At 71.6% G+C, this 12033-nt stretch carries 12 protein-coding genes; 6 read left to right on the top strand and 6 right to left on the bottom strand.

The window, feature by feature from the left end; all coding sequences use genetic code 11:
- The first annotated feature begins 43 nt into the window (after positions 1-43).
- The 3 genes from ACFYXF_RS20795 to ACFYXF_RS20785 all read left to right on the top strand — a co-directional run bounded on the left by ACFYXF_RS20795 (position 44) and on the right by ACFYXF_RS20785 (position 2500).
- Positions 44-868: an ECF transporter S component gene (locus tag ACFYXF_RS20795; RefSeq protein ID WP_389351066.1), complete on the top strand. Its 825-nt coding sequence runs from the start codon at positions 44-46 to the stop codon at positions 866-868.
- 316 nt (positions 869-1184) lie between these two features.
- Positions 1185-1604 carry a transglycosylase SLT domain-containing protein gene (locus ACFYXF_RS20790; protein WP_389351065.1) on the top strand — a complete coding sequence of 140 codons (420 nt, stop codon included), beginning with the start codon at positions 1185-1187 and terminating at the stop codon, positions 1602-1604.
- A 185-nt stretch (positions 1605-1789) separates the two neighbouring features.
- Entirely contained in the window at positions 1790-2500 is a 711-nt protein-coding gene (locus ACFYXF_RS20785; RefSeq protein WP_389351064.1) for a YoaK family protein, read from the top strand.
- Between the two features lie 57 nt (positions 2501-2557).
- Here the strand turns inward: ACFYXF_RS20785 and ACFYXF_RS20780 are convergent, their stop codons facing one another.
- Complete coding sequence (locus ACFYXF_RS20780) at positions 2558-3439, bottom strand: helix-turn-helix transcriptional regulator (RefSeq protein WP_389351063.1); 882 nt, start codon at positions 3437-3439, stop codon at positions 2558-2560.
- A gap of 228 nt (positions 3440-3667) precedes the next feature.
- On the opposite strand from ACFYXF_RS20780, the gene ACFYXF_RS20775 reads away from it, so the two are divergent.
- The 3 genes from ACFYXF_RS20775 to ACFYXF_RS20765 all read left to right on the top strand — a co-directional run bounded on the left by ACFYXF_RS20775 (position 3668) and on the right by ACFYXF_RS20765 (position 5266).
- The gene (locus ACFYXF_RS20775; protein ID WP_389351062.1) at positions 3668-4570 is read left to right on the top strand and encodes an alpha/beta hydrolase; all 903 of its coding nucleotides are present in this window, start codon (positions 3668-3670) and stop codon (positions 4568-4570) included.
- 304 nt (positions 4571-4874) lie between these two features.
- Complete coding sequence (locus tag ACFYXF_RS20770) at positions 4875-5096, top strand: hypothetical protein (protein WP_235479498.1); 222 nt, start codon at positions 4875-4877, stop codon at positions 5094-5096.
- Positions 5093-5266, top strand: coding sequence for a hypothetical protein (locus ACFYXF_RS20765; protein WP_235479497.1), 174 nt, complete (start codon positions 5093-5095; stop codon positions 5264-5266). The genes ACFYXF_RS20770 and ACFYXF_RS20765 overlap by 4 nt, the downstream gene beginning before the upstream one ends.
- A 16-nt stretch (positions 5267-5282) precedes the next feature.
- Here ACFYXF_RS20765 and ACFYXF_RS20760 read toward each other — a convergent pair whose 3' ends face one another.
- The 5 genes from ACFYXF_RS20760 to ACFYXF_RS20740 all read right to left on the bottom strand — a co-directional run bounded on the left by ACFYXF_RS20760 (position 5283) and on the right by ACFYXF_RS20740 (position 12033).
- A complete protein-coding gene (locus tag ACFYXF_RS20760; RefSeq protein ID WP_389351061.1) occupies positions 5283-7634 on the bottom strand; it encodes a PQQ-binding-like beta-propeller repeat protein in 2352 nt (783 codons plus the stop codon).
- A 270-nt stretch (positions 7635-7904) separates the two neighbouring features.
- The gene (locus ACFYXF_RS20755; RefSeq protein ID WP_389351233.1) at positions 7905-8477 is read right to left on the bottom strand and encodes a class F sortase; all 573 of its coding nucleotides are present in this window, start codon (positions 8475-8477) and stop codon (positions 7905-7907) included.
- A gap of 201 nt (positions 8478-8678) precedes the next feature.
- Positions 8679-9068, bottom strand: coding sequence for a sortase-dependent protein (locus ACFYXF_RS20750; protein ID WP_389351060.1), 390 nt, complete (start codon positions 9066-9068; stop codon positions 8679-8681).
- A gap of 102 nt (positions 9069-9170) precedes the next feature.
- The gene (locus ACFYXF_RS20745) at positions 9171-11300 is read right to left on the bottom strand and encodes a sensor histidine kinase (protein WP_389351059.1); all 2130 of its coding nucleotides are present in this window, start codon (positions 11298-11300) and stop codon (positions 9171-9173) included.
- Positions 11287-12033: a response regulator transcription factor gene (locus ACFYXF_RS20740; protein WP_389351058.1), complete on the bottom strand. Its 747-nt coding sequence runs from the start codon at positions 12031-12033 to the stop codon at positions 11287-11289. The genes ACFYXF_RS20745 and ACFYXF_RS20740 overlap by 14 nt, the downstream gene beginning before the upstream one ends.

The raw sequence follows: 12033 nt of genomic DNA, 5'->3' as shown, positions 1-12033 counted from the left end.
CCGTCCAGGACGGGCCCGGCGCCCGCGCCCGGGAGGACCTCCAGTGAACCGACCCGGCAAGTCCCGTCCCGTTCGGCTCGGGGCGCGGTCCGCCGCCGTTCTCGTTCTCGTCGGTGCCGTGGGGGTGGTGGGGTTCGGGTGGCCGTTTCTGGCGCCGCCCGCCTCCGCCGTGAGTGCGCACGCGCAGGACGCGCCCTGGCTGTTCGCCGGGCTGCTCGTGCTTCTCGTCGCGGTCGTCGTGGCGGCGATCTCCGAGTCGGGGCTCGGTCCGAAGGCCGTGGCGATGCTCGGTGTGCTGGCGGCGGCGGGGGCGGCGCTGCGTCCGTTGGGCGCCGGTACGGCCGGGCTGGAGCCGATGTTCTTTCTGATGGTGCTCAGCGGGCGGGTCCTCGGACCCGGTTTCGGGTTCGTTCTCGGGGCGGTGACCATGTTCGCGTCCGCGCTGCTCACGGGCGGGGTCGGCCCCTGGATGCCCTTCCAGATGCTCGCGATGGGCTGGTTCACGATGGGCGCGGGGCTGCTGCCGGGCGCGGAGCGGCTGCGCGGCCGGGCGGAGCTGCTCCTCCTCGCCGCCTACGGCTTCCTCGCCGCCTTCGCCTACGGCACGGTCATGAACCTGGCGGGCTGGCCCTTCATGGGCGAGTTGGCCTCGAACATCGCCTTCGCTCCGGACGCGCCGGTGCCGACGAACCTGGCCCGCTTCGTCACGTACTGCCTGGCGACCTCCCTCGGCTGGGACCTGGGGCGTGCGGTGCTGACCGTCGTACTGACGATCACCCTCGGCACGACCGTCCTCAAGGCGCTGCGGAGGGCCACACGGCGGGCCGCCTTCGAGACCCAGGTCACTTTCGACGCGCCCGGCGCGTGAAGCGGCCCACAGGACGCAGGTCACTTACGAAGCGGAGTAGTAGATCGATGTTCGTGTCATGACCACACAGAAACCGGCTCTGACCTGGCCATTGAGAGCCACGTCACAAATGCCTCCTTAAACCCACATACGACCACAACTAGCAAAAGGGGTGATTGCGGACGGGCCGTCGAGCCTGTTTCTCTGGAGCAGTCGCACGGCGCCGACGAACCCCCACGGGTCGCGGCGCCGCCGCATGTCACCGCCACACACGCAGTACGCACCACGTGGCACCGACTTGCCGCGACGGCCCTGACCCCGAAGAAAAAGGTTCTCCGTGTTCGTCTCCCGCATCGCCCGCACCATCGCCTCGCCGAAGAAGGCCCTCACCACCGCCGCCGTGGCCGCCGCCACCGCCGGTATGGTCCTGGCCGCGGCCCCCGCCGAGGCGGCGACCTCCGCCTCCGCCTCCGATGCCAAGGCGATCGCGCACAAGATGATCCCGAACAACGCCCAGTTCAACGCGTTCAGCAAGATCGTCGAGCACGAGAGCGGTTGGGACGTCGACGCGACCAACTCCTCCTCCGGTGCGTACGGCCTGGTCCAGGCCCTTCCCGCCTCGAAGATGGCCTCGGCCGGTTCCGACTGGAAGACCAACGCGGCCACGCAGATCAAGTGGGGTCTGAACTACATGAACGACCGGTACGGCAGCCCCGTCGGGGCCTGGAACTTCTGGCAGGCCAACGGCTGGTACTGAGCCGGCCCGGCCTGACCTGCTTGGGGCGACGGCCCCCGACTCTCCTGAGTCGGGGGCCGTCGCCCCGTCGTCGTATCCGGGCATCCGTTGCCTGCGGGTGCGTCGTGGCTGGTCGCGCAGTTCCCCGCGCCCCTAAAAGCCCACCGCAGCCGCCCGTCGAGAGCCCCCCGTGGTGGACTGGCCCGATGAGTGCCGAGGCCGCCGGGCCGTCCCAGCCGCCGCCGACGTCGCCGTACGACCCCGAGTCGCGCGGGCTGCGGCTCGTCGCCGTACTCCTCGTGCTGACGGTGGTCAGTGGGCTGATCGATGCCGTGAGTTATCTCGGGCTCGGGCATGTCTTCACGGCGAACATGACCGGCAACGTCGTCGTGCTGGGCTTCGCCGCCGCCGGGGCGCCCGGCTTCTCCGTACCGCACACGCTGGTGTCGCTGGCGTCGTTCGTGGTGGGCGCGGTGGCCGGCGGGCGGGTCGCGGGGCGGATGGGCGGCGGATCGCGCCGACGGTGGGCCCGGGTCACCCTCGCCGTCGAGGCGGTGTTCCTGGGCACGTCCTCGGCGGTCGCCTTCGCGGCGCCGGACGCGACCGCCACCGTCTACGCCCTGATCGCGGTCACGGCCTTCGCGATGGGCCTGCGCAACGCGACGGTACGCAGACTGGGCGTCCCCGATCTGACGACCACCGTCCTGACGATGACCCTCACGGGCCTCGCCGCCGACTCCCGCGCGGCCGGTGGCACGGGCAGACACTCACCGCGCCGCTCGGCATCGGTGGCGGCGATGGCCCTGGGCGCGCTGCTCGGCGCGTGGCTGTTCCTCCATCACGGCCTGGGGATTCCGCTGCTGGTAGCGGCCGTGGTGGTGGGGGTGCTGGCGGTGTGCGCGTCGGGGCGGGAGTGAACGGGCGGATCGTCCGGACCACGCTGCTCGGGCGGCACCGTCCGGATCCCACCCCGCTCACGCCCCGTCGCCCGTAGGCACCGCCCCTCGCTGGTCGTGGCTCGCCGCCCACGTCGCCAGCAGCCGCAGGCCGTCCTCGGAGGCGGTGCCGGGTTCGGCGCCGTAGGCCAGGAGCGTCAGGCCCTCGTCCGCGACCAGTTCCATCGCCTCGAAGGTCAGGTCGAGGGTGCCGACCGCGGGGTGGTGGAAGTGTTTGACGCCCGTCGTGTGGCGGCGTACGTCGTGGCGGGCCCAGCGGGTGCGGAAGTCCGTGCTGCGGGTGGACAGTTCGCCGATCAGGGCGGTCAGATCCGGGTCGTGGGGGTTACGGCCGGCCTCGGCGTGCAGGAGGGCCACGGTGTCGTCCGCCGCGTGGTCCCAGTTGTCCCAGAAGTCGTGGGAGCGGGGGTCGAGGAAGATGAACCGGGCGTAGTTGGGAGGCTGCCACGCACTCTCGTGGAGTGGTGCGAACAGGGCCCTGCCCAGCGCGTTGGCCGCCAGGACGTCCGTACGGCCGTTGGTGACGGTCGCCGGCGTGTCGGTCATCGCGTCGAGGAGCCGCTGGACGTTGGGGCGTACACCCTGCGGGGCCCTGGCCGGTCTGCGTCGGCGCGGGCTCGTCCCGGCGGCGCGGGCCAGGTCGTACAGGTGGGTCCGCTCGGTGTCGTCCAGGCGCAGGGCGCGGGTCAGTGCGTCCAGGACGGCGTCCGACACCCCCGAGAGGTTTCCGCGTTCCAGGCGGGCGTAGTACTCGACGCTGACCCCGGCGAGCTGGGCCGCCTCCGCGCGGCGCAGGCCGGGCACCCGGCGGGCGCCGTAGCTGGGCAGCCCGGCCTGGTCGGGAGTGATCCTGGCCCGCCGGGAGGTCAGGAACTCGCGGATCTCGCTGCGGTGGTCCATGTCTTCCAGGCTAGGCAGCCGCAAGCCCCCGTGGGGTGCCCTGCCATTACGCCTTTCAGCGGTGACTCCCTCGGGCTGCCCTACGGCGGTTGCATAGCTGTCGGCCGTTCTCGGCCCCCGCGCAGGGCATGGTTCCGACCGGCTCCGCGCGCCATCCATCTCCCGGTCGGGGAGGGCGGCTGCGGCCCCGGACCCGACCGGACCCGACCGATCAGCAAAGGACTCACCATGCGGAGCATCACCTTCGACAACGCCGGCATCACCATGGCCGGGAACCTCCACCTCCCCGACGGCTTCTCCGAGGACGGGTCCTACCCGGCGCTTGTCTCCGTCCATCCCGGCAGCGGCGTCAAGGAGCAGACCGCCGGACTGTACGCCGCCAAGCTCGCCCGCGAGGGCTTCGTCACCCTCGCCTTCGACGCCTCCCACCAGGGCGCTAGCGGCGGCACGCCCCGTCACCTCGAAGACCCCGCCGCCCGGGTCGAGGACGTACGGGCCGCCGTGGACCACCTGTCCACGCTCGGCTTCGTCGACGCCGACCGCATCGGCGTGCTGGGCATCTGCGCCGGCGCCGGTTATGCCGTCAACGCGACGATGACCGACCGCCGGATCAAGGCCGTCGGCACCATCAGCCCGATCGACATCGGCGCCGCCTACCGTCTGGGCTGGGACGGTTCCGAGCCCGTCGCCGCGCAGCTCGCGACCCTCGACACGGTGGCGCAGCAGCGCGCCGCCGAGGCCCGGGGCGCCGACGCCGCCGTCGTGCCGTACGTGCCCGAGGTCGTGGACGAGAGCACCGTTCCCGACATGGCCGAGGCCCACGACTACTACCGCACGCCCCGCGCCCAGCACCCGAACTCCGACAACCGCATGCTGTTCACCAGCGTCGCGAACATCTACGCCTTCGACGCCTTCCACCAGGTCGAGACCCTGCTCACCCAGCCGCTGCTCATGGTCGCCGGCAGCGAGGCGGGCTCCCTGTGGCAGGCCGAGCGGCTGCTGCCCCGGGTGAACGGGCCCAAGGAGCTGGCCCTGATCGAGGGCGCCGGACACGTCTCCCTCTACGACGTCCCCGAGTACGTCGACCAGGTGACGGCCCACCTGACGCCGTTCTTCGCCAAGTACCTCTGAGCGCCGGGACAGCGGCACAGCAGCGGATGAGAAGGCCACAATTCCCGGGCCTCAGCCCGAGGAGCAAGTCAACGAACGATAACTCTTCACGATTGCCCTACGTGGGCTCGTCCCGCCCGACCGGCCTGCGCGGGGACTCGTCCCGGCCCGCCGCACCCCGTCTGACCTGCGTAACCCTCGCCACCGGGCGGGATCTCGCGCCGTTCGCAGCCTCGTTCGAGGGCCGGGCGGAGGTGCGGGCCGCGAGAGCAGGTAGTGCGCGCGCGGCCCACGGCGGTCCGGAGCGGAGCATACTGGCGTCACAATGACTAAAACAGCGGCGACAAAGGCCCATCTGCCCACCAGCCCCTTCAAAGCCCCTGTGGCACCACCTGCCAAGCGGTTCGCGGTAGGAGACCGGGTCACTCACGATGTGTTCGGCCTCGGCCGAGTGACCACCGTCGAGGACGGCATCGCGGTGCTCGTCGACTTCGGCGGAATGCAGCAGCGGATCACCAGCCCCTACGCCAAGCTGACCGTTCTGTGAACTCGGCCGTAGGAACGACCTCACTCTTCTCCGCACCGGAACAGCTCCCGGTTCACGAGAAGACCGACACCCCCACCCCGGTGATCAACCCCTTCCAGGCCCCGGCCTTCGCGGAGGGCACCCCTGAGCCCTCCGCCGCCTGGGCGGAGGACCCGGGCGCCGGAGAGTAGCCGCTGACGATGCCTTTCAGCTGTGAGGCATCGGCAGCGCGTACACCCTGTCGAAGTGCTGGGCGATCAGCGGGTGGTCACTGCCGACGCCCGGATCGCAGGAGAGCTGCCAGTCGTTGATGCCGGTGTCCCGGCCGTCGGTGAAGTTCCAGAGCAGCTCGCCCCGTCGGGCGTCGATCGCGTAGAACCCGTTCTTGTTGGCCGCGGCCGTGACGAAGACCGCGCTGCCGCCCGCGACGAGGGGGTTCTCCAGGTCGAGCCGGGGCGTCTCGCGGAACCAGCGGCGGGCACCGGTCACGGCGTCGAACGCCTCGACGCCGTGCGGGTTCCTCGTCGTGCAGTACACCGTGTCCTCCGCGACGGCGACGGACGCGAAGCCGCCGTTCTCCGCCCGCACCCGCCAGCGCAGCGCACCGGAGTCCAGGTCCACGGCGATCAGCTCGTTGTCGGCGGCGAAGACGGTCTTGCCGAGCACCACCGGGACCGACCGGGTCTCCGACTCGGACGCCATGGGCTGGCTCCACAGCACGCTGCCGCGCCCGTCGGTGCCCCGGGACGTGAGACGGTGCAGGCCGTCGATGTAGACGAAGTGACCGGCGTCGATGAGCGGCTTCAGGTCGAGGCCGATGTCCTGCGCGCTGATCGGGATGACACTGGCCAGCCGCGCCCCCAGGTTCGTACCGAGGACGACGTTCGTCGACGTGGCCGACCCCTGCGCCCCGTCCGGAGTGTCCTCGCGGTCGAACCGCAGGCCGACGATGGTGACAGTGTCGCCGACCCCGCCGAGCAGGGTGTCGAACCGGAAGTCCGTCCCGAAGTCCAGCGCGTACCGCTCGGCGCCCGTGACCGGGTCGACGCCGATCACGGTCGCGCCGGTGCCGAGGGCGACGACGACGTCCGAGACGAGCAGGGGCGGGGTGGGCGACTGGCTGATGCCCCGGTAGGTCCAGCGGGGACTGGTGCCGTCGGCGAGGCCGAGGCTGAACAACGTGCCCGACTGCGTCTTCAGCAGGGCCGTCTCGTTGTAGAAGACCGCCGGCGCCTGGACGAGCGGGTCGCTCCGGTACATCCACAGCGGTTCCGGCGCCGCACCCGACGGTGCCGCCACACCGCCCCCGGACCGGTCGTCCGAGCCGTGGAGCAGTGCGGCGAAGCCCGTGCCCACGGCGAGCGCGCCGGCCGTGAGGATTCTGCGGCGCGAGGGTCCCGGCCGCAGCGAGCGGCGGGCGCGATGGCTGCCCCGCTCGGGCGACTGGGCGGGCGGTGCGGTGGGGGTCTGCTCGCGTGTCGGGCCGGGCTTCGGCCGTGCCGGGGATTCGGGATGTCCCGCGTGTTCGGGGTGTCCGGGGTGCTCGGGGTGTTCCGGGTGCTCGGGGAAGACCACGGGCTGGGGGCCGCTCGGGCGCCGCTCCGTGATCAGCCGCTGGACGGCCGCCAGGCGCGGGTCCACCCGGACGCCCCCGGGGCCGGAACCAGGGCCGGGGCCGGGCGCGGCTGTGGCGCCGACGCGGGCCGCCTCCCGCTCACGGACGTCCGTCTTGCCGTCGCCCCCCAGGTCCAGGTCCATCAGGGCGGCGGCCTGCCGTCCGATCGAGTCGAGAACGGCCTCCGGGAGCCAGTCGTCCCAGTCCAGCGCGTCGGCGCCGCCGGGCGCGCACGCCGCCGACACCCGGTCCGGGCTGGGCCTGGCCCCCGGGGACTTCTCCAGGCAGAGCCCGATGATCGTGTCCAGCGGCTCCTGGACCCTCGTCAGGTCGGGCGTGCCGTGCACCACCTGGTAGAGCAGGGTGGCCGCCGACGAGCCGTCGAAGGGCGACTTCCCGGTCGCCGCATAGGCCAGGACCGAGCCGAGACAGAACACGTCCCCCGCAGGGCCCATCGGGTCGCCGGTGGCGTGCTCGGGGCACATGTACCTCGGGGAGCCCAACAGGACGCCGGACAGGGTGAGTTCGTAACCGTCGGTGGCCCGGACGATACCGAAGTCGATGACGCGCGGGCCCTCGGCGGAGAGCAGCACGTTGGACGGTTTGAGGTCGCGGTGCACAAGTCCCGCGGAGTGCACGGCGATCAGCGCCTCGGCGAGCCCGGCCCCGAGGGCCAGGACGGATCGCTGCGGCAACGGCCCGTACGCCTCGACCGCCTCGGCGAGCGTCGGGCCGAGGATGTGCGTGGTGGCCAGCCAGGGGACGGGCCCGTCCGGGTCGGCGTCCACGACGGACGCCGTATAGGTACCGCTCACCGCGCGCGCCGCGTCGACCTCGCGGCGGAACCGGTTGCGGAAGGCCTTGCCGGAGGCAAGTTCCGGGCGGATGACCTTGACGGCGACGGTCTGTTGCCGGTCGTCCTTGGCGAGGAAGACCTCCCCCATCCCCCCGGCGCCGAGTCGCGCGACAGTACGGTACGGCCCCAACCGCTCCGGATCCGTGGGACGAAGTGGCTCCATTGTCCTCAGCCCGCCTGTTGCCCTGTTGCCCTGTTCTCCGTACATGGACTTGTGGGGAGAGTAGGTGCTGAAGGGACAGTTGGAGTACGCATCGGAACAAGTCATGGCCATTACTTGAGAGTTAAGGCAGGGATCGTTTGGACGTTACTCGTGACGGCAGGACGAATCCGGCATGTGATATTCCGCATACGGCCCTCAACTCAGCGTCGCGTACACGATGAGGTTGTTCACCGGATGGCCCTGCGCGTCGAAGTCGCCGTCGCATGTGATGAGCCGCAGAGCACGGTCCTGGGTCGGGCCGTAGACCTGCTCCGTGGGGAAGGCGTTCTTGCCGACGCTCTCCGTGTCCGTGACGGTGAAGTGGGCCGCGTCGCCGCTCGCGTCGGTGACGGTGATGTCCGCGCCCTTGGTGATCTTCTTGAGGTCGTGGAAGACGGCCTTGCCGAAGCGGGTGTCGTTGTGGCCGATGATGACAGCCGCGCCGACCTCACCGGGCACGACACCGCCCGTGTACCAGCCGGCGGTCATCCCCTTCTCGGCCGGCGGCACCTCGACCGTCCCGTCCGTGTTGAGCCCCAGCTCCATCAGCGAACTGGCGATCCCGAGGGAGGGAACAGCGACCTCGGCCGGAGCGGCACGCTCCTCGGGTGCCGAGGAGGTCACGGACTCCTGGGACTCCTCGGCCTGTTCGGGCGCCGAGGCGGTGGGCGCGACCCGCAGTCCCGGGTCGGGCGCGGAAGAACAGCCGGAGAGCAGGGTGACAAACATGAGCAGGACGAGGGCCGGACGGAGTGCAGGGGACAACGCGGGCTCCAGAGCGAGGGTGCTGGGTGCGGTAACACGCGTGGCGCCGCCCGATGAAGGACGGCGCCACCGTTTCGTACGAGCGCCCCAAAGGGGCGCGGGGAACTGCGCGACCAGCCACGACGGCGCCGCGGACGACCGCCGACACACCGCGCAGCGGCGCGCTCAGCGGCGAGCGGTGGTGCGGCGGCGCACCACATACGTGCCCGCGCCCGCGAGAAGCAGCGCGCCCGTGGCCGACCCGATCAGCGTGCCGGTGTTGTCCCCGGCCGGGGCCTCGCCCGCGGCGACAGCACCCCGCGGGTAGCCCTTGCCAAGCTTCTGGGCCTCCTGGGCCTTCAGGGCCTCGGCCTCCTTGAGCGCCCTCGCGTCCTCGGCCTTCTTCTTCGCCAGGGCCTCCTTGTCGGCCGGGGTCAGGTCGGACGCGCTCGGCGTCGGGGTCGGGTCGGTGGCGAAGGCCGCGGAGGCCGGGACGAGCAGCGCGCCGGCCGCGACGCCGGTCAGCACGGCGATACGAAGAGTGCTCAGCGGGCGCAGGGTGAGACGGCGGGACATTTAAGACTCCAGTTCCAGCCCGGCCTTGGTCGTACCTGGGTGCTCGATCCGCACCAGGTTCCGGGCATGGCCCCACACTGACTGCCAGTTGTGAGGAACCTGTCAGATCGCCGTGGTCATCCCATCAGGGTCGGCCGCGGGGCTCGTGGGCAGCCGCAGGGTGAAGGTGGCCCCCTTCCCCTCCTCGCTCTCCACGTCCACCGTGCCGCCGTGCGCCTCGGCCAGCTTGAGGACGATCGCCAGGCCGAGACCGCTGCCGCCGGTGCTGCGGTTGCGGGACTTCTCCGCCCGCCAGAACCGGTCGAACACGTACGGGAGATCGGCCGCCGGGATGCCGCTGCCGGTGTCGGACACCTCCACGGCGACCTCGTCCCCGGCACCGGTGACGTACGGGCGCAGGGTCACCGTGCCGCCGGACGGTGTGTGGCGTACCGCGTTGGAGAGCAGGTTGCTGACGGCCTGACGCAGCCGTACGGGGTCGGCGTCGAGGAGCGGGAGGCCGGGCGGCGAGGCGACGACGGTGAGGGCGACGCCCGCCGTCTCGGCCAACCCCTGGTGTGCGGAGGCGACCTGGCCGAGCAGCTCGTCGATCCGTACCGGCTTGCGGTGCAGCCGCAGGGCGCCCGCGTCGGCCGCGCCCAGGTCCTGGAGGTCGTTGATGAGGTGCTGGAGCTGCACCGCCTCCTCCAGGAGCGAGGAGACGAACGCCGGGTCGGGGTCGGCCAGTCCGTCATGGGCGGCCTCAAGCCAGCCCCGGATGTTGCTCAGCGGCGTACGCAGCTCATGGGCGACATCGCTGACCATCACCTTGCGCTGCTCCTCAAGGCGGGCCCGGTGCGCGGCCATGTCGTTGAAGGCCGTCGCCAGCCGTCCGATCTCGTTGTCGGAGCCGACCGGCACGGGCACCGGCGTCGAGTCGAGACCGTCCCGCATCCGCTGGGCGGCACCGGTGAGCGCGTGCAACGGGCGTACGAGCCTGCCGCCCGCGAGCACCGAGGCGCCGACGGTGAGGGCGAGGACCAGGGCGGTGACCCCGGCGATACGGGCGGTGTTGGCCGGGGAGAGGTCGAGGCCGGGCACTCCGGCGGCGCCGGGGCCGTCGATGAACAGCAGTGCGGGCGCGGCGACATAGGCGGTGAGCTGCTCGCGGCGGGCGCTGACGACACAGGCGGCGATGGCCCGGTCGTAGCCGCTCCCCCGGACCCCGGCGGGGATGTCGTAGATCTCGTCGCCGCCAGTTAGCTTCCGCTTGGCGGCATCAGCGGCCTCCGCCGCCTCGGCGGCCGCGGAGGCCTTCGCGGCCCTGGCGTCCCCCGCGATCTTGGCCGCCAGCATCTCGGCCTCCGCCGCTTCCTCCGCCGTCAGCTTGTCGGTGCCGTCCTCGGCGACGCGGCTCACGCCGTCCTGGCCGTATCCCCAGCTCCGGTCCCAGGACAGGTCCAGGTTCAGGGTCACGCCCGTACGGCCCTGGCGTTCCAGGCAGGAGTCGGCGAGCTGGTTGAGGGCGCGCAGGGCCTTCCGCTCGGTCGGGGTGGGGGACACCGGGTAGGAGTCCAGACACTTCGCTTCCATGGAGCGGGCGATCTCGTCCTCGGCCGCGTTGTCCGTCTCGTTGCTGACGAACTGGACGCGGGGCCGTCCGCCGGGGCTCTCGACGATGTCCGCGGCGATCCCGATCTGGCTGAGGCACCGCACCCTCCCCTGGGAGGCCTTCCGCAGAGCGGAACGTTCCTTCGCGGGCAGCCGGAAGGGCCCCACGGCGCGTGGGTCGACACGGTCCGCGCCGGTCTCGGCGGCGTCGGGCACCAGCACGGTGTCGACGGACAGCGGGTCGACGACCGCCGAGGGCTGCGAGGCGAGCGCGGCCGACGACGATCCGCCCTCCCTGGAGCCCGAGTTCGCGGAGTCGGCGAACGGGCGCCGGTCCTCGGCGGTGAGCACGATCCGGCGCCCGGACTGCCGGGCCAGTTCACGCACGGTCGCGTCGACGCCCTCCCAGCCGGGGTGGGTGGCCGCGTAGCCGAGCAGGGTGTCGTAGATCTTCGCGTCGGACTTGAGGTTCTGCCCCTGCTCCTGCCGGATCGCGACGGAGGTCGTCTGCACGGCGAGCCAGGCGGTGGCGGCGACCGAGCACGAGGCGACCAGCGCGGTCACGGTCAACAGCCGCCCGGCGAGGCTCTTCCGGAGCGGCAGCCGGCCCTTCGCACCCCCCTCTTTCTCAGGACGACGCATGGCGCACGCTCTTCGCGGGGTCCGTCAGCTTGTAGCCGACGCCGAAGACGGTGATGATCCGGGACGGCCGGCGCGGGGCGCGCTCGATCTTCTTGCGCAGGTTCATGATGTGCACGTCGACGGTCCGGCCGCTGATGTACTTGTCGAAGCCGTGCAGTTCCTCCAGGAGCCGCGCCCTGCTGAAGACCCGGCCTGGCTCGGCCGCCATCGCCGCGAGGATACGGAACTCACCGGGCGTGCACTCAACTGCGGTACCGCCGACCGAGACCTCGTGCCGGGCCGGATCGACCTTGAGCGCGCCGACCGCCAACACCTTCTCGTCCGGGGCCGTTTCGGGCTCGGGTACGGGCTCGGGGTCGCTGCCGCGCCGGTTGCGGCGCAGCAACGTCCGTACACGGGCCGTCAGTTCGCGCGGGCTGAACGGCTTGGTCATGTAGTCGTCGGCGCCGAGGTCGAGGCCGAGCAGCAGATCGTCCTCGGTGCTGCGGGCCGTCAGCATCAGCACCGGCACCTCGCGGCGTTCGGCGCGCAGGATCCGTACGACGTCCAGGCCGTCGGCTCTGGGCATCATCACGTCGAGGACGACCAGGTCGGGTTCCTGGTGCCGGACCGTGTCGAGAGCGGTCCGGCCGTCCTCGACGACCGTGACGGTGTGACCCTCGTGCTCCAGATAGCGGCGCACCAGTTCGGCCTGTTTCGCGTCGTCTTCGGCGACCACAATGTTTGCGCACAC

It is taken from the genome of Streptomyces sp. NPDC002680, from assembly GCF_042889145.1.
Lineage (GTDB): Bacteria > Actinomycetota > Actinomycetes > Streptomycetales > Streptomycetaceae > Streptomyces > Streptomyces adonidis.
The sequence above is the reverse complement of the archived record's forward strand: the minus strand, read 5'-3'. Positions and strand labels throughout refer to the sequence as shown.

Excerpts from the sequence above, each read along its gene's own strand:
- ACFYXF_RS20760 (WP_389351061.1), bottom strand. The coding sequence starts at position 7,634 with ATGGGGGAGGTCTTCCTCGCCAAGGACGACCGGCAACAGACCGTCGCC.
- ACFYXF_RS20770 (WP_235479498.1), top strand. The coding sequence starts at position 4,875 with ATGACTAAAACAGCGGCGACAAAGGCCCATCTGCCCACCAGCCCCTTC.
- ACFYXF_RS20780 (WP_389351063.1), bottom strand. The coding sequence starts at position 3,439 with ATGGACCACCGCAGCGAGATCCGCGAGTTCCTGACCTCCCGGCGGGCC.
- ACFYXF_RS20785 (WP_389351064.1), top strand. The coding sequence starts at position 1,790 with ATGAGTGCCGAGGCCGCCGGGCCGTCCCAGCCGCCGCCGACGTCGCCG.
- ACFYXF_RS20755 (WP_389351233.1), bottom strand. The coding sequence starts at position 8,477 with ATGTTTGTCACCCTGCTCTCCGGCTGTTCTTCCGCGCCCGACCCGGGA.
- ACFYXF_RS20745 (WP_389351059.1), bottom strand. The coding sequence starts at position 11,300 with ATGCGTCGTCCTGAGAAAGAGGGGGGTGCGAAGGGCCGGCTGCCGCTC.
- ACFYXF_RS20750 (WP_389351060.1), bottom strand. The coding sequence starts at position 9,068 with ATGTCCCGCCGTCTCACCCTGCGCCCGCTGAGCACTCTTCGTATCGCC.
- ACFYXF_RS20775 (WP_389351062.1), top strand. The coding sequence starts at position 3,668 with ATGCGGAGCATCACCTTCGACAACGCCGGCATCACCATGGCCGGGAAC.